The sequence below is a fragment of the Halopelagius inordinatus genome, from assembly GCF_900113245.1.
GTDB classification, from domain to species: domain Archaea; phylum Halobacteriota; class Halobacteria; order Halobacteriales; family Haloferacaceae; genus Halopelagius; species Halopelagius inordinatus.
The window spans coordinates 1,383,756-1,403,126 of record NZ_FOOQ01000001.1 but is presented as its reverse complement, the minus strand read 5'-3'; the positions used below and the strand labels follow the sequence as shown (position 1 = coordinate 1,403,126).

Sequence of the window (19,371 nt, the reverse complement as noted above, 5' to 3'; positions counted from 1 at the left end):
CGGCGCTACGGAAGCGAATCTTTTTGCGCGCGCCGTCCCCCTCTCCGCCATGGTTTCCGACATCTTCGACGAAGAGCGGTGGCGTCAGGTCGACGGCGCGGACGAGTTCGACGACATCACCTACCACCGCGCGGAGGACGTGCCGGTCGTCAGAATCGCGTTCGACCGACCCGAACTCCGGAACGCGTTCCGCCCGGGGACGGTGGACGAACTGTACGCCGCACTCGACCACGCCCGCAAACAGGCGGACGTGGGGTGTGTCCTCCTCACCGGGAACGGCCCGTCGCCGAAGGACGGAGGCTGGGCGTTCTGTGCGGGCGGCGACCAGTCGGTCCGCGGGGGGTCGGGCTACGAGTACCGCGAGGGCGACGACGTGGACGAGTCCGACGACGAACTCGTCCGCGAGGCGAAGGCCGGTCGCCTCCACGTCCTCGAAGTCCAGCGACTCATCCGCTTCATGCCGAAACCCGTCGTCGCCGTCGTCCCGGGGTGGGCCGTCGGCGGCGGCCACTCGCTTCACGTCGTCTGCGACCTGACGTTGGCCTCCGAGGAACACGCGAAGTTCCTCCAGACCGACCCGGACGTGGCCTCCTTCGACGGCGGGTTCGGCTCCGCGTACCTCGCGAAACAGATCGGCCAGAAGAAGGCCCGCGAGGTGTTCTTCCGCGGAAAGACCTACTCCGCCGAGGAAGCCGTCGAGATGGGCATGGCCAACGAGGCGATTCCGCACGAGGAACTCGAAGACGTTGCTCTGGAGTGGGCCGACGAGATGACGAAGAAGTCGCCGACGGCGATGCGGATGCTCAAGTACGCGTTCAACATGGCCGACGACGGCATGGTCGGCCAACAGGTGTTCGCGGGCGAAGCGACGCGTCTCGCCTACATGACCGAGGAGGCCCAAGAGGGTCGCGACGCGTTCTTAGAGAAGCGCGAACCCGAGTTCCGACAGTACCCCTGGTACTACTAACCCACCTTTTTCGAGGGGGTTCGAGTGCGCCCTCGAAAAATCTGGACCAACAAGGGCCGCGCGGTCGGCCGACGGCCTCCCGCGCGGTACAGAACTCTCGCACCCCCCACACCGCCGCCGCAGAACGCTCCCCTCTCCGCTCTTTCGCCGTCGCCCGTCGCTACCCTTCCTCGACCGACTCGAAATCGTCGCATCCGCACGCGCAGGCCCCGCCCGTTCCGACCGGACGCAACCCGTTTTCGGCTCTCTGTACCGGGTAGACTTCGCCACATTCGGCGCACCGGCCGAACGTTTGCGGTTCACCTCCCGTCTGCGGGCTCTCTGTCATATATTCTAATACTCCACGAGTTATATTTGAATATTATTCTTCGCGCTGCGTCTCCCGGACGGCGCGGGCGGACTGCCCCCGGCGGCGGCGCGAGATGCCAACTTTCAGGCTCACCGCGTCCCGAGAGAGACGCAATGAGTACGCAGAACATCTCGCGGACGAGGGCGTGGGTCATCGCCGCGCGTCCGCAGACGTTGCCCGCGGCGGCGGCCCCCGTCTTCGTCGGCGCGGGGTTGGCGTTCCACGACGGCGTGTTCGCCGCAGTTCCGGCGCTTGCGGCGTTCGTCGGGGCCGCTCTCATCCAAATCGGGACCAACTTCGCGAACGACTACTACGACGCGATACAGGGCGCAGACACCGAGAACCGCGAGGGGTTCACCCGCGTCACCGCGGGCGGCCTCATAGACCCCGCCGAGGTCAAGCGCGCGATGTACCTCACCTTCGCCGCCGCCGTCCTCGTCGGGACGTACCTCGTCTACGTCGGCGGGGTGCCCATCCTCGTCGTCGGCCTCCTCTCGGTCGCGTCCGGCATCGCCTACACCGGCGGGCCGTACCCCCTCGGCTACCACGGACTCGGCGACGTGTTCGTCTTCGTCTTCTTCGGCGTCGTCGCCGTCACCGGGACGTACTACGTGCAGGCCGCGTCCGTTCTTGCGGCCCCGTTCACCGTCGGCGTTCCGCCGAACACGTTCCCCCTCGCGGCAGTCGTCGCCTCCCTCCCCGTCGCCGCCATCTCGACGAACATCCTCGTCGTCAACAACGTCCGCGACAGAGACGAGGACGCGACGACCGGAAAACGGACGCTCGCCGTCCGGTTCGGCTACGGGTTCGCCCGCGCGGAGTTCGTCGGACTGTCCGCACTCGCGTACCTCGTTCCCCTCTGGTTCGTCGCCCGCCCCGACTACGGCGTCTCCGTCTTGCTTCCCCTCCTGACGCTTCCGTACGCCGCTTCCGTGGCCCGAACCGTCCGAACCGAGACGTCCGGCGAGGCGCTCAACCCCGCACTCGAACGCACGGGGAAACTGCTCGCTCTGTACGCCGCCCTGTTCGCTGTCGGACTCGCCGTCGAACTCCCCGTCTGATGCGTCTCGAACGCTTCTCCGTCGAACTCGCCCGCCCTCTCGGCACCGCCGCCGGGACCATCGAGTCGCGGACTGGATTTCTCGTCCGAACCGACGAGGGGACCGGTCTCGGCGAGGCGACGCCGCTTCCGGGGTGGACGGAATCGCTCGCGGAGTGCCGAGAGGCCCTCGAAGCCGGGAATCCCGACGGTTCGGCCTCATCGGACCACGTCCGATGGCCTGACGAGCAACGCTCGTCAACGCCCGCGGCCAGACACGGCTACTCCCTCGCCCGCGCCGACGCCGCGGCGCGCGAGTCGGGTCAGCGTCTCTGCGACGCACTCGCCGCGGATGCGGGACGTCCCGTCCCCGCCGCCGAGTCCGTCCCCGTCAACGCCACCGTCGGCGACGGGTCAGTAGCGGAGACGAGAGACGCCGTGAGAGACGCCGTCGCGGAGGGCTACGACTGCGTGAAACTGAAAGTCGGCGCGCGCGCGCCGAACGCGGACGAGACGCGCCTCCGGGCCGCCCGCGATGCGGCGGGCGATTCGGTCGAACTCCGCGCCGACGCCAACGGCGCGTGGGACCAGGAGACGGCAGAACGGATGCTCGATACCGCCGCCGAACTCGACTACTCGTACGTCGAGCAACCGCTTCCCGCCGAGAAGGCGTCCGAACACGCCGCCCTCCGCGGACGCGGCGTCGGCGTCGCACTCGACGAGTCACTCGCGACGACGACGGTATCGGCCGTCCTCGACGCCGACGCGGCGGACGTCCTCGTCTGCAAACCGATGGCGTTGGGCGGCCCCGACAGGACGCTCGCGGCGGTTCGGCGCGCCCGAGACGCGGGCGCGGACGCCGTCGTGACGACGACGATAGACGCCGTCGTCGCGCGCGTCGGTGCGGCGCACGTCGCCGCCGCGATACCCGACGTGCCCGCCTGCGGACTCGCGACGGGGTCGATGCTGTCGTCCGACCTCGCTTCGGACCCCGCACCCGTCTCGGAGGGGAAACTCCGCGTCCCCGAGGGGCCGGGACTCGGAACGGGTCTCGAATCTCTCTATCGACCGTGACCTTTTGTTCCCTGCAGCCGTCGGGTCGCGCATGAGCGACGAAACTGAAAACTCGGTTCTCGTTTCTTCGACCGGAGGCGTCGTCACCGTGACGCTCGACCGACCCGACGTGCGGAACGCGTTGACGACGGACGTGACCGCGGGGGTGCGCGACGCGCTCGACGGACTCGACGACGACGTGCGCTGTGTCGTCTTCGAGGGCGCGGGCGACGCCTTCTGTGCGGGCGGCGACGTAGACGCCATGCTCCGACTGCGCGGTGACGAGTGGACCACGGAGGAGGCGGTTCGCCACGTCATAGAGGACACCGCGGGCGTCGTAAAGCGGATACACGACTGCGCGTATCCCACCGTCGCGAAGATAGACGGCCCGGCCATCGGCGCGGGCGCGGCCGTTGCTCTCGCCTGCGACGTTCGCCTGTTTTCGACCGAGGGGCGGATCGGATTCGGCTTCGAGAAACTCGGGCTCGCGGTCGATTCCGGCGTCTCCTATCTCCTCCCCCGCGAGGTGGGCGCGGGCGTCGCGAAGGAACTCGTCTACACCGGCGAGGTTCTCGACGCCGAACGCGCCTCGGACCTCGGACTCGCGAACCGCGTCTTCGACGCTGACGCCTTCGAAGCGGAGACTGCGGCGTTCGTCTCCGACGTGGCCGAGGGACCGACGGCCGCGTTGCGCACGTCGAAGCGTCTGCTCCGGCGGGGGTTCGAGGTGTCGCTCGAAACGGCGATAGAACACGAGGCCGCCGCCCAAGGAGCGCTGTTCGGAACGGAAGACCACGAGGAGGGAATCGACGCCTTCCTCGAACGGCGTCCCCCGGAGTTCGAGGGCCGATAGCCGCCGAACGCAGGCTACTTACTCGCCCCGCGCGACCCGAGAGTATGTCCGACGTACGCATCACAGTTTGGAACGAGTACCGCCACGAGAAGGAGGACGAAGAAGTCGCGGAGGTGTACCCCGACGGCATCCACGAGGCCATCGCCGAGGGATACGAGGACCGAGGGTTCGAGACGCGGACGGCGACGTTAGACGACCCCGAACACGGCCTGACCGAGGAGGTTCTCGACGACACCGACGTGTTGGCGTGGTGGGGCCACCGCGCGCACGACGAGGTGGACGACGAGGCGGTCGAACGCGTGGTCGAACGCGTTCTAGACGGGATGGGACTTCTCGTTCTCCACTCGGGGCACTACTCGAAACCGTTCAAGCGACTCATGGGGACGCGGTGTTCGCTGAAGTGGCGCGAGGCGGGCGAGAAAGAACGCCTCTGGGTGACCGACCCCTCTCACCCCATCGCCGACGGCGTCGGCGAGTACATCGAGATACCCGAAGCAGAGATGTACGGCGAACATTTCGACGTGCCCGCGCCGGACCAACTCGTCTTCACCAGTTGGTTCGAGGGCGGCGAGGTGTTCCGGTCGGGATGCTGTTACGCCCGCGGGTCGGGTCGCGTCTTCTACTTCCGCCCGGGCCACGAGACGTACCCCATCTACTTCCGCGACGACGTGCGCGACGTTCTCGCGAACGCCGCCGAGTGGGCCGCACCGGGCGACGGACCGACGCCGAACTACGGCAACGTCGAACCGCTCGAAGATCTGAGCGACTGACGCGCCGACTGTCGTTCCCGCGCCTCGCCTCCACTGTCCCCACCGTTCGAAATAAACGCGTGGCTCCCTATCGGCTAGATATGGCAGAACCGACCGCGGGACAGCGTCGCCTCCTCTACGGATTGTTCGTCTTCGCCTTCCTCGTGTTCGTCGTCGGCGTCCTCGCCATCCTCGTCCTGTCGGGGTATCTCTGAGACCTGAGGCCTCTCACTCGGCGTCGTCGGGGCGGTGCGTCACGCCCGACCGGTCGTCGGCGTTCATCCGCCGAAGCGCCGCGGTGGCGTTCGAGGCGTCGTAGCCGAAGAACACGTCTTTCCCGTACTCCGAGGCCACCTCGGTCGCGTGGATGAGAGCGTCCACGTCCACCTCGACGGCGTACAGTTCTATCGAGAACGGCACGTCGAGGGGAGAAAGGAGCGTCTGAAACCCTTTGGCGATGGTCTCGAGCCAGTAGGTCGTCCCGTAGTCCACGTCGTAGAGGGGGACGACGAACTCGTCGACGTACTCCGCGAGTGCCTCCACGTCGAGTCCCGCCCGCCGGTAGAGATGCCCCGGATACGGGTCGGGGTAGAGCGTCAGATACGTCCGCCCGGGGATGCGGTCGGCCGCCTCCGCGACGAACTCCGTTATCACCTCGGCGCGCCACGCCATCCGGTCGTCGTGGTCGCTCTCCTCGAAGAGTCGGTCACAGCGGTCACACCGGCAGTACTCCTCGCGCGGAAAGCCCACGTCGTCGAGTCGAACGTCGTCGTTCTCGGCGGCACAGTCCTCGACGATTTCGAGCAGGCCGCTTCGGTACTCCTCGTTCGTCGGGCAGATGTACGCCCAATCGAAGTACGTCTGGTCGCGCGTCGCGAGGTTCCCCTCGTCGTCGACGGGGACGAGTTCGGGGTCCGAGTTCGCGGCGGCGGTGTCGCCGAAACAAGACACCATGTTCACCGCGTTCGGTAACGGGGCCGCCGCCCGTCCGGTCACGTCTTTGACCTCGTAGAACCCGCGGTCGAAGACGTCCCCCTCGACTTCCTCCTCGTTCCGCGTGACGACGCCGTACATGCATTCTTCTTTCTCGCCGACGCTGAAGAGTCGTTCGCTGTCGGCCGAAAAAACGGACGTTCGACGCGCGGTTCGCCGCCGACGTTGTCTCCGTCGCTACTCTTCGACGTCCACGTCGATGGGTTCGGACCCACCGGAGAGCGTCAGGTAGAGAGTCGCTACGAGGGCCAGTACGAGGACGAGTTTCGCCTTTCCGGACATACCGCGTCCTTCGTCCACCGGATACAAAGTGATTTCGACCCGAGATATTCTCGCTTCGAGAACGGTGTCCGACGGGCGGACGACGCCGCCCGCGGAACGCTTTTGACGACTTACGTCGCCTGTTACCCGAAGGAAGAGATTCTGATGCCCGCACACGACGATATCGGTGAGGAACACGCCCCCGACGATTGGCTCCTCGAGGGCGCACTCGACGCTCTCGACGACGTGTTCTACCTCTTCGACCCGACTGGTCGCCTCGTACGGTGGAACGAACGCCTGAACGAACTGTTCGACCTGACCGACGAGGAACTCTCGGAGATGACCCCGGAGAAGTTCTTCCTCCCCGAGGACGGGCGGGCGGTCGAAGCGGCCTTCGAGGAGGCACTCGTCGACGGCGAGACGAAGGTCGAAGCCCGCGCGGAGACGACCGAGGGTCGAGTCCTGTTCGAGTTGACGGGTCGGAGCGTGAACGCGCCGGACGGACGCGTCGCGGGCGTCGCGGGCGTCGGACGCGACATCACGACGCAACGACACAACGAACGGAAACTCGGCCGCCAGAACGACCGCCTCGAAACGTTCGCGAGCGTCGTCAGCCACGACCTTCGGAACCCCCTCTCCGTCGCGATGGGCTATCTCGAACTCGAACGGGGGACGAACGACTCCGAGTATCTCGGGCGGGCCGCGGCGGCCCTCGAACGCGTCGACGACATCATCGACGACGTCCTCGCGGCGGCGCGCGAAGGCGAGGTGGTCGAACGCACCGCGCCCGTCGAACTGCGCCGCGTCGCGGAGGCGGCGTGGGCGTCGGTCGAGACGGTGGACGCGACGCTGTCGGTGGAGACGGACGCGAGCGTCGATGCGGACGAAGCGCGCCTCAGACGCATCTTCGAGAACCTGTTTCGGAACGCGTCGCACCACGTCGCGTCCGACGTGGCCGTGCGCGTCGGCGAGTTAGCCGACGGGTTCTACGTCGAAGACGACGGACAGGGAGTCCCCGAGTCCGACCGGAAACGCGTCTTCGACCCGGGCGTCACCTCCACCGCTCGCGGGACGGGAATCGGGCTGAACATCGTCCGTTCGCTGGCCGAAGCGCAGGGGTGGGCGGTGTCGCTCACGTCGGGGACTGACGGCGGCGCGCGGTTCGAATTCACGAGCGCAGATAATCGACGGGGACGGCGAGAGGGGCGGTAAAGAGGGCCGGTATCGAGGCGGTCAGGCGACAGCGAGATGTTCGCCTATCTCGTCGTCGCGGACGATAGTCCCGCAGAACGCACAGCGCAGGCCGTCCGAGAGCACCTCGAATCTGGTGCTGACGGGTTCGTCAGCCGTCGTGATGCAGTTGCGGTTGGGACAGGAGACGATTCCCGTGACCTCCGCGGGTCGTTCGACTCGCTTCTTGTCTACGACTTCGTAGTCGCGGACGATGTTTATCGTCGCCTCCGGGGCGATGACCGAGAGGACGTCCACCTCGGATTGGCTGAGTTCCCGGCCTTCGACCTTCACGATGTCTTTGTTCGCGAGGCGGTCCGAGGGGACGTTGATACCGATGGAGACGCTCTCGCCGCCCGACCCGTCGATATCGAGGATGGCGAGGACGTTCAACGCCTGCCCGGCGGTGACGTGGTCGATGACGGTTCCGTCGCGAATCTTCGAGACGCGGAGTTGCTTGTCTGCGTCGGACGTCATCGCTCTCCCTCCAACAGCATGTCCAAAAGCGCCATCCGAACCGGGACGCCGTTGTGCGCCTGTTCGAAGTACTTCGCGTGGGCCGTCTCGTCTATCTCCGGCGCGATTTCGTCCACGCGCGGAAGCGGGTGCATCACCGTAAGCGACTCTTTCGCGCGCGAGAGGTCGTCGACGTCTATCTGGTACTCGCCCGCCACCTTCCGGTACTCGTTTTCGTCGGGGAAGCGTTCGCGCTGGATGCGCGTGACGTACAGGACGTCGAGGTCAGGGAGGACGTCGTGGAGTTCGGTGTGTTCTCGCACCTGTGCGCCCGACTCGTGGAGGTCGTAGCGGACGCTCCGGGGCAGTTGCAGGCTCTCGGGACTGACGAAGTGTTGACGGACGTCGAAGTTGGTCAACGCCTCCGCCAGCGAGTGGACCGTTCGGCCGTACTTCAGGTCGCCCATGATTCCGACCGTGATATCGTCGAGTCCGACGTTCTCGCGGATGGTGTAGAGGTCCAAAAGCGTCTGGGAGGGGTGTTGCCCCGCGCCGTCGCCGGCGTTGACGAGGGGGACGTCGACGAACTCCGAGGCCATCGAAGCCGCCCCCTCGTAGGGATGTCTGAGGACGAGGGCGTCCGCGTATCCTTCGACGACGCGGACGGTGTCCGCGAGCGTCTCGCCTTTCTTGACGGAGGAGGACTCGACCGGGCCCATGTCCACGGTGCGACCGCCCAATCGCTTCATGGCGGTGTCGAAACTCATCCGAGTGCGGGTGCTGGGTTCGAAAAAGCAGAGGCCGAGAACCTGCCCGGCGCGACGTTGCTGCCACGCCGCCGGGTCGGCGTCGATTTCGGCCGCCCGGTCGAGCACCGCCTCGATATCCTCCCGCGACAGTTGTGCCGCGGAGATGAGGTGGTCCTGACGCATCGTTGAGTAGCGGGTGATGGACCGACTTGAATCACTCGGGTTCAGAACGCTGCGAGATATACACGTCTGTGCATCCCCCGTCGAGCACTGCGGTCTACGCGTCGCTTCGAGTCGGCGGCGACGACGGCGCATCGTCTCTCGACCCGAGATACCGGTCCGTGACGTAGTCGAAGATGTCGTCGACGGTGTCGGGGTCGTAGGTCCAAAAGCCGTAGAACCGCCCCGCCTCGCGTTCTTCGGCCACGAGAGCGCACGCGTCGTCCGCGGCGGGCCCGCCGTCGAAGGCGACGAACCAGACGCTCCGAACTTCGGGCGTCGAACGCCCGCAGACGGCGAACGTCTCTTCGTACGGCGGCAGTTCGCCGTCGGGTGCCGCGAGGGCGACGACGTCCAGTCCAGATTTCGTCCCGAGTTGCTCGTAGACCGGCAGTTGCGCCGCCAGAACCGAGTACGTCTGAAACCCCGCGTAGAGGCGACCCGACCCCGTCCGCCACGCTCGGTCTTCTATCTCACGGGAGGCGGACAGCATCTGTGCGGCGTCGTAGGACGTAAAGAACGTCTCGTCGAGTTCGTCGAGAATCGGGCGGTACGGGTCGGCGTCGAACCCCGGCGCGCGCCGCGAATCGTCGTCCGCGACGAGAGCAGAGAGCGACGTCGCAGAGAGAACGTCGTCGCCGTCGGTCAACATCGCGAACTCCGGCGGGGCCGACTCCGGCGGCACCGCTACGACTCGCAGGTTCCGGTCCGCGAACGTCCGTTCGACCGATTCGACGGCGTCCTCGTCCGCCGCGTTGACGTAGAGCGTCTTTCGCTCGGCTTCGACCTCTGCGACGAGTTCGAGGAGGGACATGTATGTGGCTCGGTGACGCACCGTATATCTCTTTTTGATACGCGTTCGAACAGAAAAGGTCGACCGGACGCATCCGTCGCGACCGGGATTCGGCGGTTCAGGGCCAGTTGCCGCTCTCGGCGTACGCGTCCGCGACGCGACGGATGGCGACGACGTACGCCGCGGTTCGGAAGTTCGGCAGGTCGTGCGTCTCGTAGGCGTCGACGAGGGTGTCGAAGGCGTCCGTGACGACGCGTTCGAGTTCGTCGTTCACTCGCTCTTCGGTCCACGAGAAGCGCTGGCGGTTCTGCACCCACTCGAAGTACGAGACGGTGACGCCGCCGGCGTTCGCGAGGATGTCCGGAACGACGGTCACGTCGCGGTCGGTGAGGACGTCGTCGGCGTCGGGCGTCAGCGGTCCGTTCGCCGCTTCGACCACCACGTCGGCCTGCACGTCCGCCGCGAGTTCGCCGTCGATGGCGTTCTCTAAAGCCGCGGGCACGAGGAGATCGACGTCCAGCGTCAGGAGTTCCTCGTTCGTGAGTTCCTCTTGGCCCTCGTCGTATCCGACGACCGACCCCGTCTCCGCTTTGAACTGCTTTGCTCCGCGGGCGTCGAGTCCGCCCTCGGCGTAGATTCCGCCGCTGGAGTCGGAGACGGCGACGACGTTCGCTCCCAACTCTTCGAGGAGATACGCCGCGATGGACCCGGCGTTACCGTACCCCTGCACCGCGACGGTGGCGTCTTCCATCTCGATGTCGAGGTAGTCGAACGCCTCGCGGGCGGCGAGCATGGTGGACCGACCCGTCGCCTCGACTCGACCTTCGGACCCGCCGGAGGAGAGCGCTTTCCCGGTGACGACGCCGGGTTCCGTCGTGTGTTCGAGCGTCTCGTAGGTGTCCTTTATCCAGTTCATCTCCCGTTGACCCGTGTTCACGTCCGGGGCGGGGATGTCCTCGTCCTCGCCGATGATGGGACGGAGTTCCTCGGCGAACGACCGCGTGATGCGTTCGAGTTCGCTCTCGGAGTACTCCGTCGGGTCGATGACGATACCCCCCTTTCCGCCGCCGTACGGGATATCGACGACGGCGCATTTGTACACCATCCACCCCGAGAGCGCTTTCACTTCGTCGCGGGAGACGTTCGGGTGATACCGGATACCACCTTTGTACGGACCCCTGTCGCCGTTGAACTGCGACCGGAACGCCTCGAATCGCTCTACTCGGCCGTCGTCCATGTCGACAGAGAGGTTGAGTTCGAGCACTCGCTCGGGGTGCTTCAGACGTTCGATAACGTCGTCTCTGACGTCGAGATGCCCCGCGGCGTCGTCTATCTGCTCCTGCAGACTCTCGAACGGGTTTGCCTCCTCGGACATAGTTCACTCACCCGTGGGGCGCACGTTAAGTCTGCCGGGATTTCTACCGTTGTCTACCCCACTCTCGATATTGTACTAGGACGCCGAATCGTATCCGGCGCGGTCCAGAATCCGCTCGGCCTGCGCGACGAGGGGTGCGTCTATCATCTCCCCGTCCACGCGGAAGACGCCTCTCCCCGCTTCGTCGGCGTCGTCTCGGGCCGCTATCACCCGTCTGGCCCACTCGACTCGGTCGGGGTCGGGGGTGAACGCCTCGTTTATCGGCGCGACCTGTGCGGGGTGAATCGCCATCTTGCCGTCGTATCCGAGCGTCGCGCCGAACGCCGTCGCCTCGCGCAGTCCCGACTCGTCTTCGAAGTCGGTGTAGACCGTGTCTATCGCGTCCACGCCCTCGGCCGCCGCCGCGAGGACGACGCGTTCTCGGGCGTACAGCACCTCCGTCCCCTCGCGCGTTCGCGTCGCGCCGACGTCGGCGGCCAAATCCTCCGCGCCGAAGAGAACCGCAGTCGTCGGGTCCGCGGCGGCGATCTCCGAGACGTTCAACACGCCGCGTGCGCTTTCGACGAGAGCGAACACGGGACGCGGTCGTCCGCGGGCGTCCAGTTCGTCGGCGACGGCGCGCACGTCCTCGTGGTAGCCGACTTTCGGGACCATCACCGCGTCGAGGCGCACGTCGCCGCCGTCGCCGTCGAGGAGGGCCGCGAGGTCGGACTCGAACTCGGAGGCCGTCAGGCGGACGACGACTTCGGCGTCGGGGTCGAACTCGGGGTCCGCCAAGACGCTCCGAACCGCGTCGCGAGCCTCGTCTTTTCGCGCCGGGGCGACGGCGTCTTCGAGGTCGAAACAGACGACGTCGGCACCGGTTTCGGGTGCCTTTCGCATCAGTTTCGGACGGTCCCCCGGCGAGAAGAGCAAACTTCGTCGTGCCATACTCGCTCTACGCGAGGCGGCGTGTTGAAACTACGCGGCGCGGACGGGGTCCACCAGTACACCTTTTCTTCTCGCCCGCGACGTGCGCCCATGACCGGGCGGTACTACGAGGAGTTCGAGGTGGGAGAGACTATCGAACACGAGAAGCGCCGAACCGTCTCAGAATCCGACAACCAACGGTTCTGCGACGCGACGATGAACCAACAGCCGTTGCATCTCGACGCCGAGTTCGCCGCCGAGACCCAGTTCGGAGAGCGACTCGTCAACGGCCTTTACACGCTTTCTCTCGGCGTCGGACTCACGATTCCGGAGACGACGGACGGCACCATCGTCGCCAACCTCTCGTACGACGACGTAGAGCATCCGGAACCCGTGTTCCACGGCGATACGCTCCGCGCGCGGTCTACGGTGACGGAGAAACGGGAGACGTCGGACGGCGAACGCGGCGTCGTGACGATGCGCGTGGAGGTCCTGAACCAAACGGAGACGGTCGTCTGCTCGTTCGAGCGGACGGTGCTGTCGTTGAAACGGCCGGGCGACGACTCCTGACGCCCGCGCCGCGGCGGCCGGGGGCGACGGCGACCAACCGGTTTTTGCGACTCGGACGCGAGGATATCTCATGGACACGCGACGGGTCGTCGGTAGCCTCCGCGACGCCGCGGCGTTCGCGCCCGACGCGTCGACGGTCGCTCGCGTCGGGTTGGGTCTGATGGTGTTCTCCGCGGGCGTCCACAAACTGCTCGACCCCGCGGCGTGGGCCGTCTACGTCGTCGATTGGCTGGCGCCGTGGGTGGTCGTCTCCCCAGTCGCGTTCATGCTCGTCAACGGGGTGTTAGAAATCGGGTTCGGCGCGGCGATTCTCGCGGACCGGTACACCGCCCTCGCGAGTGCCGTCGCCGCCGTGTCGCTCTCTGCGACCTGTCTCTATCTCGCCGCCGTCTTCGTTCTCGAAGCCGGTCTGTTCGGCGACGTCCTCGCTCGCGACGTCGGACTCACCGGACTGGCGTGGTCCGTGCTTCTCGACTCTCTCCGAGAGGAGTGAGCTCTCGCCGCGGATTCCGGGTCACGAAGTCGGTCCGCTCTCGCGACGCTCACAGTCCGGCGACGAGGACGAAGTTCGAAACCGACGCGAGACCCCACGGCGTCGCCACAGCGAGGGGGATGAGCGGTCGTCCCCGTTGCGGAACGAGGCGGGCCGCACCGACGGCGAACGCGACGACGAGAGCTTTCAGGCCGACCATCGCCGGCAACGGGCCGACGGACGCGATGACCGCCCGCGCGAACGGGTTCCCCTCGGTGAAGCCGACTTCCAGTCCGTAGGCCGTCAGGAGAACGTCGAGGACGAACGTCACGACGACGAGAGCCCAGAGGCTCCGTTCGTGTTCGGCCACCGCGTCGAGGGCGGCCGGGAGAGGCGACGGGAACGCTGTCGAGTTCGGCGCGGCCATGCCTCAGGCGTCAGCGGGGACTACCCTCAGTAATCGTCGCATACGGAACGACTATCAGGATAAATAGAACGTTACCCCCGACGGTAGGCGCGTCTTATCGGGTTTCCAACGGGAACCTCGCCCGTTCGCGCGCCGACCGGTCGGCACAGAAGACTTATTCCGGCGTTGTCGAAGGTCGAACCACCATGCCCTCCACGCAGTCTCGGCGCGGCGTCCTCCTCCTCGGCGGGGCGGTACTCGCTTCGCTGGCCGGTTGCGCGACCCGGTCGGACCCCACAGCGCAGTCCTCCGCGACGCCGACAGACGGACCGCAGACCACCGAACCGACGACAGAGACGACCGTCGCATTCCGACGCGTCGAGGTCACGCCGGCGGTCGTTTCGCCGAACTCACCCGACTCCATCGGAACGGTCGGGGAACGCGACGAACAGTTCCTCGTCGTCACCCTCTCGGACGACGAACCGTTCCCCGAGAAAAGCGAGTTCGCGTTGGCGGCCGGAGACGCGACGTACGACCCGGTCGCGGACGACGAGGGCGGGCGGTTCACGAACGGCATCTGGGACTACGGCGAGTACCGGAACGTCCCCGAGAACGTCCTCGTCTTCTCCCTCCCGAAACCCCTCGACGCCGAGTCGGTCGAACTCCGGTGGTCCGACGGGTCGGAGCCGTTAGGCGAGAGCGCTCTCGACGCCCTGAACCGACCCCCGACGGAGTTCGACGCGGAACTCACCGCGCCCGACTCCGTGGCGGGGGGCGAACAGGCGACGGTGACGGTGACAGTCGAGAACGTCGGCGACGCGCCCGGCACGTTCGTCGGGGCACTCAACCGACAGGGACCGGAGATAGCGTACATGCCCGTCGAGAGCGTCTCGCTCGAACTCGACGCCGGTGAGACGAACGAGTGGACGCACAGATACCGGCCCGAGACGTACTACGAAACCGACGACCCGAAAGCGACGTTCAGTCTCGCGTGGCGGGAAGACCGGCTCTCGGCCACGATAGCCGTCGGTACGGACTCTCCTTAGCGTCCGGGAACGGCCTACAGGACGGTGCCGTGCTTCTTGTCGGGGAGGGACTTCTCCACCGTCTCGTAGAAGGCAAAGCGCCCGGCGAGTTCCGCGCGCAGGTCCGAGGGCGGCACTATCTCGTCTATGACGACTTCGCTGGCCATTCGGTGGGCGTCGATATCCTCGCGGTACTCCTCGCGGAGTTCCGCCTCTCGCTTCCGGCGTTCCCCCGGGTCGTCTATCTCGTTCAGTTTGTTCGCGTAGACGGCGTTTATGGCCGCTTCCGGCCCCATGATGCCTATCTCTCCGGAGGGCAGGGCGATGATGCTCTCCGGGTCGTACGCGGGGCCGCCCATCGCGTAGATGCCCGCGCCGTACGCCTTCCGGACGACGACGGTCTGTTTCGGCACCGTCGCGGAGGAGGTGGCGTAGATGAACTTCTTTCCTTTCTCCAAGATGGCGTCTTTCTCCACCTGCGACCCGGCCATGAACCCCGGCGTGTCGCAGAGGTAGAGTAAGGGAATCTCGTAGGCGTCGCACGTCCAGATGAACTCCGCCGCCTTCTCGGCGGCGTCGGGGAAGATGGCTCCCGAACGCGCAGTCGGTTGGTTGGCGACGACGCCGACGGGGCGGCCGTCGATGCGCGCGAAGGCGGTGACTATCTCCTCGCCGTAGTCGGGTTTGAGTTCGAAGACGGACTCCGCGTCCACGATTCGGTCCAACAGGTCGTGGACGTCGTAGGGGCGGTTCGGCGATTCGGGGATGAGTTCGTCGATGCCGTCGGGGGAGTACTTCGGCGGCACCGTCTCGGACTGCGGCGGTTTCTCGCCCGCCACGTCGGGGAGGTAGGTTATCAGTTCGGCGACGAGTTCGCGGGCGTGTTCCTCGTCGCGGGCGACCAAGTCGGCGCTTCCGGACTCCTCGGCGTGCATCCGCGCGCCGCCGAGTTCCTGCATCTCTATCTTCTCGCCCGTGACCATCTCCACCATCCGCGGGGAGGCGATGGCCATCGCCGACATCCCTTCGACCATGACGGTGAAATCAGCGAAGACGGGCGTGTACGCCGCGCCCGCGATGCACGGCCCGTAGAGGACGCATATCTGCGGGACGCGACCCGAGAGCATCGAGTGGTTGTAGTAGTACTTCCCGATTCCCTCTCTGTTCGCGAAAAAGCCCGTCTGCTGGTCGATTCGGCCACCCGAGGAGTCCATCAGGTACAGCACCGGCTTGCCGTTTTTCAGCGCTCGCTGTTGCATCCGGAGGAACTTCTCGACGCCCCGGCGCGCCATCGACCCGGCCTTGACGGTGAAGTCGTTGGCCATGAAGTGGAGTTTCCGCCCCTCGAACTCGGCGGCCCCCGTGATGAGGCCGTCGGCGGGGAGGCGGGTGTCGTCTCCCGCGTCCTCCGCGTCGACTTCGGGACTGTCGGGGTGCCACGAGTCGAAGTTGGCGAACTTCCCGTCCTCGAAGATGACGCCGTCGCCCGCCTCTCCGTCGCCGTCCCCTCGGTCACCGAACCACAGGTCGAGTCTGTCTCTGACGAACAGTTTCCCCTGTTCGGAGAGGCGGTTGCGATACTTCTCCGGGCCGCCGTCGAGGATGTCGGCTATCTCCGCGCGGAGTCTCTCCTCGCGGCCCGTGGGGCCGAGTTCGTCGTCGAGGGGGTACTCCGTCGCGGGCGGGTCGGCCGTCGCGGCGGGGGCGTCGCCACCGGCGTACACTTCCACTTCTGTGTCGAGGTGGCGGGCGAGTGCGCCGGCGATTGCAGACGCTTCGTCGGCAGACGCGTCGCCGCCGATTCGGACCTTCATAGTTCCGACTCAGCGGGGGTGTTCAAAATGGTTTTCCATGTAAGAATCTACGACGCTCAGTCGTCGTCCGAGAGGTGGGCCTCGACGCCGTCGACCAGCGATTCGTTGCCGACGTACACCGGCGTCCGCGCGTGCAGGTCGTCTTTCTCGACGGCCAGAAGCGACTGGTGGCCGTCCGACGAGGCTCCGCCCGCCGTCTCGACGATGTAGCCGACGGGGTAGCCCTCGAACTGGATGCGGAGTTTCCCCTCCGGCGCGTCCGCGAGCGTCGGGTACGCGAAGATACCGCCGTAGGTGAGAACCTGGTTCACGTCGCCGATCATCGCGCCACCGTACCGGAGTTTCATCGACGGGTCGGACTCTATCTCGCGGACGTACTCGGTTATCTCGTCGACCCAGTCCGCGACGCGCCCGCCGAACCCGTACACCGTCGGGTCGTCGGGGAGCGTCACGTCCACGCGAATCGCTTGGTACGTGCCGTCGTCTTGAATGACGTACTCCGTGACGGTGTCGTCGTACGCCGTTATCATCGTCATCGTCGGCCCGAACAGGACGTACGCGGCCGCGAGGATGTCGTCGCCGGTGGCCGGAAGCGGAGAGTCGTAGATGGCGACGATGGTCCCCATCGTGTTGTTGGGCTTGAGGTTCGAAGAGCCGTCGAGAGGGTCGACGCAGACCGAGAGACCGCTTCCGACGGTCTGGGCTTCGGGGCGTTCTTCGCTCGCGTACGTGCCGACGCCCTCTATGTCTCCGATGCGTTCACAGAGCAGTTCGTCGGCGTACACGTCGGCGGCCAACGGCGTCTCGCCGGACGGGTTCTCGGTTTCGACCTTCGCTCGCCGCGTCGGAAGTCCCTCTCGAATCTCGGGCGCGGTCTTCGCGACGGCGTCTAACACCTTCTTGAACACTCGATCCACCGAGTTCACGCGGTCGGAGGTGGCGTCGTCGTCGGTGGCCATCTCAGATCCCCACCGTTTCGAGCGCTTCGTCGGCGGTGGCTTCCTCGAATATCACCTGCTCTAAGGCGTCAAGGATGCCTTCGGGGTCCTCGCGCTGGAAGACGTTGCGTCCGACGGCCAGCCCCTGTGCGCCCGCGTCCATCGCCGATTCGACCGTTTCGAGGAAGTCGCGGTCGGACGTCTTCGACCCACCGCTCATGACGACGCCCGCCGGTCCGGCGGCGCGCACCGCCCGTCGCATCGACTCCTCCGAACCGGGGTACTTCACCTTCGCGATGTCCGCACCGAGTTCGAGGGCGAGACGGGCGGCGTAGGCGATGGTGCCCGGCTTCTTGTCGTTTTTCAGCCCCTGCCCGCGCGGGTACGACCACATCACGACGCCGAGGTCCTCGTCGCGGGCGGCCTCTTGGACGTCGCGGAACTCCTCTTGCATCTCCACCTCGTGGTTCGACCCCCCGTAGAGGGTGAATCCGATGGCGTCCGCTCCGAGGTCCGCGGCGTTCTCGACGGTCCAGTTGACGGCCGAATCGGGTTCGCCCATCCAGAGGTTGCTCGTCCCGTTCAGTTTCGCGAGCAGCGACACGTCGTCCTCGTAGGACGGGTAGTACGCCTCTGCGACGCCTTTCTGTACGGCGAACGCCGTCACCGCAGAGTGGGTCGCGAGGTCCCACAACACCTCGGGGTCCGCCGTCTCCGGCACCGGGTCGAAGTCGGTCGGACCGTGCTCCAGTCCGTGGTCGTACGCCAGGATGATCGACTTCCCGTTCCGCGTGATGGCGGAGTCGGCTCCGGCTCTCATTACTTCTGTTTCGGGTAACAACACATATAAACTCTTTGTCGGTTGTCATTCCGACTCTCGGAGACGCAACTCACGAGGCAGACTGTGACACGCGAGTTGGAGGCGCTTCGCCCCTTGGCGAGCGAATTAACTCGAAGAGTAAAAAATTTCTCAGACTCCGTCGAGTCGCTCGTCCGCGGCGCTGACCCACCCTTCGACGAGCGTCTGGTCGAGTTGCAGTGCGTCGGCGACGCTCTCTGGGTCGGCGGTAGCGAGGCGTCGAATCGAGCGGATGCCCGCGTCGGCCAGTTCCGCCGCGTCCGTCTCGTCTACGCCGTCTATGACCGTCACCGGCGTCGGAGCGCTCTCGGCGCGCCACGTCGCTTCGGCGTCCGCCGCGGCCGACGTCGCGTCGCGGTCCGACTCGGCGTTCGACCGCCACGCCGCCTCGTCGCTCGCACGCCCGTCCGGTTCGTCGCCCACGGCCTCGTCGTCGCTCTCGGGGCTTCGACTCCGCCACGCCGCCTCTCCCTCGGTCACGTTCGACTCGCCGTCGCCCTCGCGCGTCGAACCGGCGCGCCACGCCGCCTCCTCGTCTTCGGGGGTCGAATCGCTGCGGCCCGTCTCCGGCGTCTCCTTTCGCCACTCCGCCTCGCCGTCGGACTCGGTCGTCTCGCGGCCGGACGGTCCCGTCTCCGCCTGTTCGCGCCACGCCGATTCGCCGTCGGACTCTGCGGACGTCTCTCGCCGACCGGCGCGCCGTCCGCCCGTCTCTCCGGTCTCCGTCTCCCAGTCGCCGGATTCGGTTTCGCCGTCCGCGCGGCCGTCCGATTCGTCGCCCGCCTCGTCGTCGCCCCACCCCGTCGAACTCGCTATCCACTCGCGTTCGTCGTCGTCTAAGCCGCGAACCTGCGTGGACCGCCGCGAGAGGTCCGTGTCCGTCGCGTCGAACGACCACGACAGCGAGTGCTCGCGTCGTATCTTCGCCGCGACGCCGGGGTTGACGCCGACTTCGGTCAACTCCCGGTAGGAGATGCGCTTACGGACGAAATCTGACAGTTCTATCTCCGACGATTCGAGGGCGCTCGCCGTCTTCGGTCCGACGAACCGGAGGTCCTCGAACGTCTCGGGCCCCCCGTCGCCGTCGTCGTCCGCGCTCGTCTCGTCGATGCTGTTCCACGGAAGCGGAATCTCTCCGTCGTCCGCCGCGTCGGTGCCCTCGTCCCCATCCGACAGGCGGTCGCGGTCGCTCACTCGTCCCGCTTCGACGTACTCGTTGACGCCGTCACCGGCGTCGCCGCCTTCGGTCACCATGTCACCCGTTGGGTGTACCTTCACGGTTTCCGACTTGA

General features: G+C 66.5%; 20 protein-coding genes. 9 read left to right on the top strand and 11 right to left on the bottom strand.

What is annotated here, in order from left to right; genetic code table 11:
* Positions 1–49 precede the first annotated feature (49 nt).
* The 5 genes from BM167_RS07250 (at position 50) to BM167_RS07230 (ending at position 5,031) form a co-directional block, all read left to right on the top strand.
* Positions 50–967, top strand: a complete 918-nt coding sequence (locus BM167_RS07250; RefSeq protein ID WP_092890835.1) for a 1,4-dihydroxy-2-naphthoyl-CoA synthase — start codon at positions 50–52, stop codon at positions 965–967.
* 462 nt (positions 968–1,429) lie between these two features.
* On the top strand, positions 1,430–2,377 hold the full coding sequence (locus BM167_RS07245; RefSeq protein ID WP_092890832.1) for a 1,4-dihydroxy-2-naphthoate polyprenyltransferase: 948 nt from the start codon (positions 1,430–1,432) through the stop codon (positions 2,375–2,377).
* A complete protein-coding gene (locus BM167_RS07240) occupies positions 2,377–3,429 on the top strand; it encodes a mandelate racemase/muconate lactonizing enzyme family protein (protein ID WP_092890829.1) in 1,053 nt (350 codons plus the stop codon). The genes BM167_RS07245 and BM167_RS07240 overlap by 1 nt, the downstream gene beginning before the upstream one ends.
* A gap of 31 nt (positions 3,430–3,460) precedes the next feature.
* Positions 3,461–4,261: an enoyl-CoA hydratase/isomerase family protein gene (locus BM167_RS07235; RefSeq protein ID WP_092890826.1), complete on the top strand. Its 801-nt coding sequence runs from the start codon at positions 3,461–3,463 to the stop codon at positions 4,259–4,261.
* Positions 4,262–4,305: 44 nt separating this feature from the next.
* Positions 4,306–5,031, top strand: coding sequence for a ThuA domain-containing protein (locus BM167_RS07230; RefSeq protein ID WP_092890823.1), 726 nt, complete (start codon positions 4,306–4,308; stop codon positions 5,029–5,031).
* A 207-nt stretch (positions 5,032–5,238) separates the two neighbouring features.
* Here the strand turns inward: BM167_RS07230 and BM167_RS07225 are convergent, their stop codons facing one another.
* A complete protein-coding gene (locus BM167_RS07225) occupies positions 5,239–6,084 on the bottom strand; it encodes a hypothetical protein (protein WP_092890820.1) in 846 nt (281 codons plus the stop codon).
* A 345-nt stretch (positions 6,085–6,429) separates the two neighbouring features.
* Here BM167_RS07225 and BM167_RS07220 point away from each other — a divergent pair, with 345 nt between their 5' ends.
* On the top strand, positions 6,430–7,476 hold the full coding sequence (locus tag BM167_RS07220; protein ID WP_092890817.1) for a PAS domain-containing sensor histidine kinase: 1,047 nt from the start codon (positions 6,430–6,432) through the stop codon (positions 7,474–7,476).
* A gap of 21 nt (positions 7,477–7,497) precedes the next feature.
* Here BM167_RS07220 and pyrI read toward each other — a convergent pair whose 3' ends face one another.
* The 5 genes from pyrI to BM167_RS07195 form a co-directional block, all read right to left on the bottom strand.
* Positions 7,498–7,971, bottom strand: a complete 474-nt coding sequence (gene pyrI, locus BM167_RS07215; protein ID WP_092890814.1) for an aspartate carbamoyltransferase regulatory subunit — start codon at positions 7,969–7,971, stop codon at positions 7,498–7,500.
* Entirely contained in the window at positions 7,968–8,882 is a 915-nt protein-coding gene (gene pyrB / locus BM167_RS07210; protein WP_092890811.1) for an aspartate carbamoyltransferase, read from the bottom strand. The genes pyrI and pyrB overlap by 4 nt, the downstream gene beginning before the upstream one ends.
* A gap of 94 nt (positions 8,883–8,976) precedes the next feature.
* A complete protein-coding gene (locus BM167_RS07205) occupies positions 8,977–9,732 on the bottom strand; it encodes a DICT sensory domain-containing protein (RefSeq protein WP_092890808.1) in 756 nt (251 codons plus the stop codon).
* A gap of 97 nt (positions 9,733–9,829) precedes the next feature.
* On the bottom strand, positions 9,830–11,086 hold the full coding sequence (locus tag BM167_RS07200; RefSeq protein WP_092890805.1) for a Glu/Leu/Phe/Val family dehydrogenase: 1,257 nt from the start codon (positions 11,084–11,086) through the stop codon (positions 9,830–9,832).
* A gap of 75 nt (positions 11,087–11,161) precedes the next feature.
* A complete protein-coding gene (locus BM167_RS07195; protein WP_092890802.1) occupies positions 11,162–12,016 on the bottom strand; it encodes an HpcH/HpaI aldolase/citrate lyase family protein in 855 nt (284 codons plus the stop codon).
* Between the two features lie 90 nt (positions 12,017–12,106).
* On the opposite strand from BM167_RS07195, the gene BM167_RS07190 reads away from it, so the two are divergent.
* Together BM167_RS07190 and BM167_RS07185 are read left to right on the top strand one after the other, a co-directional pair.
* Complete coding sequence (locus BM167_RS07190) at positions 12,107–12,565, top strand: MaoC family dehydratase (protein ID WP_092890799.1); 459 nt, start codon at positions 12,107–12,109, stop codon at positions 12,563–12,565.
* A 70-nt stretch (positions 12,566–12,635) separates the two neighbouring features.
* Complete coding sequence (locus BM167_RS07185) at positions 12,636–13,058, top strand: DoxX family membrane protein (RefSeq protein WP_092890796.1); 423 nt, start codon at positions 12,636–12,638, stop codon at positions 13,056–13,058.
* Positions 13,059–13,107: 49 nt separating this feature from the next.
* Here BM167_RS07185 and BM167_RS07180 read toward each other — a convergent pair whose 3' ends face one another.
* Positions 13,108–13,464, bottom strand: coding sequence for a DUF5658 family protein (locus BM167_RS07180; RefSeq protein WP_092890793.1), 357 nt, complete (start codon positions 13,462–13,464; stop codon positions 13,108–13,110).
* Between the two features lie 185 nt (positions 13,465–13,649).
* On the opposite strand from BM167_RS07180, the gene BM167_RS07175 reads away from it, so the two are divergent.
* Positions 13,650–14,489 (top strand): hypothetical protein, encoded by an 840-nt coding sequence (locus BM167_RS07175; protein WP_092890790.1) that lies wholly within the window; start codon positions 13,650–13,652, stop codon positions 14,487–14,489.
* A 14-nt stretch (positions 14,490–14,503) separates the two neighbouring features.
* Here the strand turns inward: BM167_RS07175 and BM167_RS07170 are convergent, their stop codons facing one another.
* The 4 genes from BM167_RS07170 to BM167_RS07155 all read right to left on the bottom strand — a co-directional run bounded on the left by BM167_RS07170 (position 14,504) and on the right by BM167_RS07155 (position 19,357).
* Positions 14,504–16,282, bottom strand: coding sequence for an acyl-CoA carboxylase subunit beta (locus tag BM167_RS07170; protein WP_092890787.1), 1,779 nt, complete (start codon positions 16,280–16,282; stop codon positions 14,504–14,506).
* A gap of 56 nt (positions 16,283–16,338) precedes the next feature.
* Entirely contained in the window at positions 16,339–17,241 is a 903-nt protein-coding gene (locus BM167_RS07165) for a class 1 fructose-bisphosphatase (protein WP_092890784.1), read from the bottom strand.
* Between the two features lies 1 nt (position 17,242).
* Entirely contained in the window at positions 17,243–18,040 is a 798-nt protein-coding gene (locus BM167_RS07160) for a class I fructose-bisphosphate aldolase (protein WP_092890781.1), read from the bottom strand.
* Positions 18,041–18,190: 150 nt separating this feature from the next.
* Positions 18,191–19,357, bottom strand: a complete 1,167-nt coding sequence (locus tag BM167_RS07155; RefSeq protein WP_143095479.1) for a DUF7409 domain-containing protein — start codon at positions 19,355–19,357, stop codon at positions 18,191–18,193.
* Between the last annotated feature and the right edge of the window lie 14 nt (positions 19,358–19,371).

Bases quoted from the DNA above. Each gene is read 5' to 3' on its own strand.
- BM167_RS07250 (WP_092890835.1), top strand. From the start codon at position 50: ATGGTTTCCGACATCTTCGACGAAGAGCGGTGGCGTCAGGTCGACGGC.
- BM167_RS07245 (WP_092890832.1), top strand. From the start codon at position 1,430: ATGAGTACGCAGAACATCTCGCGGACGAGGGCGTGGGTCATCGCCGCG.
- BM167_RS07240 (WP_092890829.1), top strand. From the start codon at position 2,377: ATGCGTCTCGAACGCTTCTCCGTCGAACTCGCCCGCCCTCTCGGCACC.
- BM167_RS07235 (WP_092890826.1), top strand. From the start codon at position 3,461: ATGAGCGACGAAACTGAAAACTCGGTTCTCGTTTCTTCGACCGGAGGC.
- BM167_RS07230 (WP_092890823.1), top strand. From the start codon at position 4,306: ATGTCCGACGTACGCATCACAGTTTGGAACGAGTACCGCCACGAGAAG.
- BM167_RS07225 (WP_092890820.1), bottom strand. From the start codon at position 6,084: ATGTACGGCGTCGTCACGCGGAACGAGGAGGAAGTCGAGGGGGACGTC.
- BM167_RS07220 (WP_092890817.1), top strand. From the start codon at position 6,430: ATGCCCGCACACGACGATATCGGTGAGGAACACGCCCCCGACGATTGG.
- pyrI (WP_092890814.1), bottom strand. From the start codon at position 7,971: ATGACGTCCGACGCAGACAAGCAACTCCGCGTCTCGAAGATTCGCGAC.
- pyrB (WP_092890811.1), bottom strand. From the start codon at position 8,882: ATGCGTCAGGACCACCTCATCTCCGCGGCACAACTGTCGCGGGAGGAT.
- BM167_RS07205 (WP_092890808.1), bottom strand. From the start codon at position 9,732: ATGTCCCTCCTCGAACTCGTCGCAGAGGTCGAAGCCGAGCGAAAGACG.
- BM167_RS07200 (WP_092890805.1), bottom strand. From the start codon at position 11,086: ATGTCCGAGGAGGCAAACCCGTTCGAGAGTCTGCAGGAGCAGATAGAC.
- BM167_RS07195 (WP_092890802.1), bottom strand. From the start codon at position 12,016: ATGGCACGACGAAGTTTGCTCTTCTCGCCGGGGGACCGTCCGAAACTG.
- BM167_RS07190 (WP_092890799.1), top strand. From the start codon at position 12,107: ATGACCGGGCGGTACTACGAGGAGTTCGAGGTGGGAGAGACTATCGAA.
- BM167_RS07185 (WP_092890796.1), top strand. From the start codon at position 12,636: ATGGACACGCGACGGGTCGTCGGTAGCCTCCGCGACGCCGCGGCGTTC.
- BM167_RS07180 (WP_092890793.1), bottom strand. From the start codon at position 13,464: ATGGCCGCGCCGAACTCGACAGCGTTCCCGTCGCCTCTCCCGGCCGCC.
- BM167_RS07175 (WP_092890790.1), top strand. From the start codon at position 13,650: ATGCCCTCCACGCAGTCTCGGCGCGGCGTCCTCCTCCTCGGCGGGGCG.
- BM167_RS07170 (WP_092890787.1), bottom strand. From the start codon at position 16,282: ATGAAGGTCCGAATCGGCGGCGACGCGTCTGCCGACGAAGCGTCTGCA.
- BM167_RS07165 (WP_092890784.1), bottom strand. From the start codon at position 17,241: ATGGCCACCGACGACGACGCCACCTCCGACCGCGTGAACTCGGTGGAT.
- BM167_RS07160 (WP_092890781.1), bottom strand. From the start codon at position 18,040: ATGAGAGCCGGAGCCGACTCCGCCATCACGCGGAACGGGAAGTCGATC.